Origin of the sequence: Mesorhizobium sp. M7A.F.Ca.CA.002.09.1.1 (genome assembly GCF_003998555.1) — a bacterium.
Classification (GTDB): Bacteria; Pseudomonadota; Alphaproteobacteria; order Rhizobiales; family Rhizobiaceae; genus Mesorhizobium; species Mesorhizobium ciceri.
Window position 1 is genome coordinate 1 of the sequence record NZ_RZRR01000528.1, and the last position, 3,950, is coordinate 3,950.

The following is a 3,950-nucleotide window of genomic DNA, read 5'->3' on the forward strand; positions in this document are numbered from 1 at the left end:
GCAGCATCGCGATACCGGCCGCTTCGGACAGGCCATGATGGGCGATGCCGGAAAATCGGTCGAGTATCTCAGGCTCGAACACCAGAACGAGGCCCGAGGCCAAAATCGTCGACAGCACGAAGGTGATCCAGCAGACCGCCACCAGCACGCCGACATCCTGTCCGGTCAGGCCCCTGGTACCGTAGGCGCGGTAGCGGATGACGGCGCCCGAGAACACCGAACCGCCAATGTTGTGCGACAGCGCATAGGTGGTGAAGGAGCACAGCGTGACGAACAGCCACGACACGCGCTTGCCGATATGCAGAAGCGCGATGTGGTCGTAGCCGGCGAGCGAAGCATAGGCGATGATCGAACTCAGCGCGGCAAGAACCCAGCCGCGGGTCGGAATGGCAGCGATGCCGTCCCAGACATCGTCGAGCGAAATGCCGCGCAGTTCGTGCCAGAGCAGCAGCAGCGAGAAGATCACCGCCGCGATGCCGACGACCGGCCAGAAATAGCGTCTCCAGTTCATTGCCTGACTGCCATGCGTTGCGGGGTCCGCTTCCTTTCGTGGCTGGTGGGAGGCCGGCTGCGCCGGATTCTTCCGCTCATTTCAGAAATGCCTCATCGAAGCCGGCTATTCAACCGCGAACCCTTGTCGCAGCGGCGGCCGGCAAGATTTGTCCGTGGGGCGCCCGAAAGAGATGCCGGCAGGCGTTGCGCCGGCAACTGCGGCGTGCGGATTCATCACGCGGCCGCGCCGGAACGGCGGTCAGCGGCCTGCCGGTAAAATTCGGCATGCGGCTCTTGGTGATCGGGCACGGCGCTGTTAGTCTGGCGACAACTTAAAACACTGAAGCGCCTGCTGCGTCCATCATAGGTTCGCGCGGCGCCGGAAGGAACGACAGTGGAAGACCACGATACCGGCGCCGGCGCGCCGGAGGTGGGCGTGTCCAGCTCTTCCCAGCGGTCGGCTGACCCGGGGAACGCAAGCTGGCAGCAACGCCGCCCGACGGAGCTCCGCTCGGCAGACGGGCAGGCGGGCGACGCACCCCACAAAGGCAAGCCCAAGAAGCGGCGCAAGCGAAGGCGCGGGCGCAAGGTTTTTGCGCGCGACGAAGCGCGTCCCGCGGAGAATCGATCGCCGGCGCCAGGCAAAACCGGTGCCCCGGCGGCGGAGGCCCACAGACCGGCGGAAGCGGTGGTCTCGCCCGCCGCTCTTGTGCCGCGGCCGGAACAAGGCGCCCGTCGGCCGCCGGTCCATGAGCTTCCGGTGTTTGCGGCGCTTGACCTCGGCACCAACAATTGCCGGCTGTTGGTCGCCGTGCCGACGCGGCATGGCCAGTTCCGCGTCATCGACGCCTTTTCGCGCATCGTCCGGCTGGGCGAGGGGCTCACCGCCAATGGCCGGCTCGGCCAGCCGGCGATGGACCGCGCGGTCGAGGCGCTGAAAATCTGCGGCGACAAATTGCGCAACCGCAAGATCAGAAAAGCCCGGCTGATCGCCACCGAGGCCTGCCGCACGGCCGAAAACGGCGTCGGATTCATCGACCGCGTCGAACGCGAGGCCGGCCTGAAGCTCGAGATCATCGACCGCCAGACCGAGGCGCGGCTGGCGGTGTCCGGCTGCGGCTCGCTGGTCGAGCGCGACACCCAAGGCGTCGTGCTGTTCGATATTGGCGGCGGTTCGTCGGAAATCGCGCTCATCGATCTCGCCGGCCGCCGTTCGCCGAGGTTGGCCAATCATATCGTGTCGTGGACGTCGCTGCCGGTCGGCGTCGTCTCGCTGGCCGAGCGCTTTGGCGGCCGCACGGTGACGCGCGAGATCTTCGCCGCCATGGTCGATGACGTTGCCGGCCGGCTGGCCAGCTTCGACGGTCGCGATCGGCTGAGCCATCTCAAGGCCAGCCCGAATTTCCATCTGCTGGGCACGTCCGGAACGGTGACGACGCTGGCCGGTGTCCACCTTGAACTCGAGCGCTATGATCGCCGCCGTGTCGACGGGCTGTGGATGGACCGCGACAGCGTCGACCGCATGGTCGAAAGACTGGTTGGCTGGGATTTCCAGCAGCGCTGCGCCAACCCTTGCATCGGTGCCGATCGCGCCGATCTGGTACTGGCCGGCTGTGCTATCCTCGAAGCGATCCGCGCCGTATGGCCGTCCGAGCGGTTGCGGGTCGCCGATCGTGGCCTGCGCGAAGGTATTTTGAGCGAATTGATGGCCGATGATGGCGTCTGGCGCAACGATGGGCGTGGCAGAGCGTGAACAGTCGACCCCCACTCCGTCGAGCTACGCTCGACACCTCTCCCCCGATCGACGGGGAGAGGAAAGGCGTGAACTTATGCAGGCTGGCTCCCTTCCTCTCCCTCCGGAGGGGGGAGAGGTGGCTCGGCGAAGCCGAGACGGAGTGGGGGAAGCCCTTCACGAAACGCGCAGACGTCGAAAAATGAGCACAACTCGACGAGCGAGAAAACCCGGACCAGAAATCAGGCAATGACCAAGAAACCGGAAAAACCAGGATCCGCCAGCATTCGCGTGCTGAAGACGCGGATCAAGAAGAAGAGCGGGCTGAAGGAATCGTCGCGCCGTTGGCTGCAGCGCCACATCAACGATCCCTATGTCCAGCGCTCCAAGGCCGACGGCTATCGCTCACGCGCGGCCTATAAGCTGATCGAGATCGACGACAAGCATCATCTGTTGAAACCCGGCATGAAGGTGATCGACCTCGGTGCCGCCCCCGGCGGCTGGTGCCAGGTCGCCGCCGCGCGGACGAAATCGACGGCCGACAAGCCGCATGTCATCGGCATCGATTATCTCGAAATGGACGCCGTGCCCGGCGCACCGGTGCTGCTGATGGATTTCCTCGATCCGCAGGCGCCGCAGAAGCTGGCCGAGGCGCTGGGTGGGGATCCCGATATCGTGTTGTCCGACATGGCGGCACCGACCACCGGCCACAAGCGGACCGACCATATCCGCACCATGCATCTGTGCGAGGTGGCGGCCGATTTCGCGCTGTCGGTGCTGAAGCCAGGCGGGCACTTCCTTGCCAAGACCTTCCAGGGCGGCGCCGAAAACGAACTGCTCTCCATGCTCAAGAAGAATTTCCGCTCGGTCCATCACGTCAAGCCGCCGGCGTCGCGGGATGAATCGGTCGAGCTTTATTTGCTGGCCAAGGATTTCAAAGGGCGAGATCTTCCTTCTCCCCTGGGAGAAGGTGTCGCCGAAGGCGACGGATGAGCTCCAGGGAGCGCCAACGTTTCACTCCGCTGGAACACCCCTCATCCGTCTCGGCGCTTTCGCGCCGATCCACCTTCTCCCACAGGGGAGAAGGCAAGAGGGAACTACTTCCCCGCCGTGCTCGTTTCCAGCGTCTTGGGTGTGGTCAGGCGGCCGTGGCCGGAGATGGCGTTGCCGGCATCGGGCGCCAGCCGCATGAACGACAGCGACGCGGCGGCGGAAATCGCCGCGACGACGAAAAACGCGGTGTGGAAATCCGCCAGCGTCAGTGACCTGTCGTGCAGGCTCGTGGACACCTCCAGGATTCCGCCGGCCAGCGCCACGCCGAGCGCGACCGACAACTGCTGGAACACCGCCGTGATCGGTGTCGCCTTGCTGGTGTCTTCAGCCGAAACCTCGGCATAGGCGAGCGCATTGACGCCGGTGAAGAACATCGAGCGGATGAAGCCGCCGACGAGCAGCATGGCCAGCATCAAGAGATAGGGTGTGTCGGGTGTGAACAGGCCGTTGATGGCGATCGAGGCGGCGGCGACCAGAGAACCGACAACCAGGACGCGGCGGAAGCCGGCGACGCGGAAGATCAGCGCGGTGACAAACTTCATCCCGATGGCGCCGATCGCCGAGACGAAGGTGATCATGCCGGACTGGAACGGCGTCAGCCCAAAACCGATCTGGAACATCAGCGGCAGCAGGAACGGCACGGCACCAATGCCGATGCGGAACAGTCCGCCGC

At 65.0% G+C, this 3,950-nt stretch carries 4 protein-coding genes; 2 read left to right on the forward strand and 2 right to left on the reverse strand.

Translation table 11 applies throughout. The annotated features are described in order from the left end of the window. The coding region (locus EN994_RS21250) for a YbhN family protein (RefSeq protein WP_164746058.1) at window positions 1-511 on the reverse strand (511 nt) is incomplete at its 3' end. A gap of 375 nt (window positions 512-886) precedes the next feature. Here EN994_RS21250 and EN994_RS21255 point away from each other — a divergent pair. Continuing rightward, window positions 887-2,245, forward strand: a complete 1,359-nt coding sequence (locus EN994_RS21255; RefSeq protein ID WP_127307785.1) for a Ppx/GppA phosphatase family protein — start codon at window positions 887-889, stop codon at window positions 2,243-2,245. Between the two features lie 228 nt (window positions 2,246-2,473). Next, the gene (locus tag EN994_RS21265) at window positions 2,474-3,217 is read left to right on the forward strand and encodes an RlmE family RNA methyltransferase (RefSeq protein ID WP_013532288.1); all 744 of its coding nucleotides are present in this window, start codon (window positions 2,474-2,476) and stop codon (window positions 3,215-3,217) included. A gap of 104 nt (window positions 3,218-3,321) precedes the next feature. Here EN994_RS21265 and EN994_RS21270 read toward each other — a convergent pair. Beyond that, window positions 3,322-3,950: MFS transporter (locus EN994_RS21270; protein WP_127307786.1), on the reverse strand; the 629-nt coding region annotated here is incomplete at its 5' end.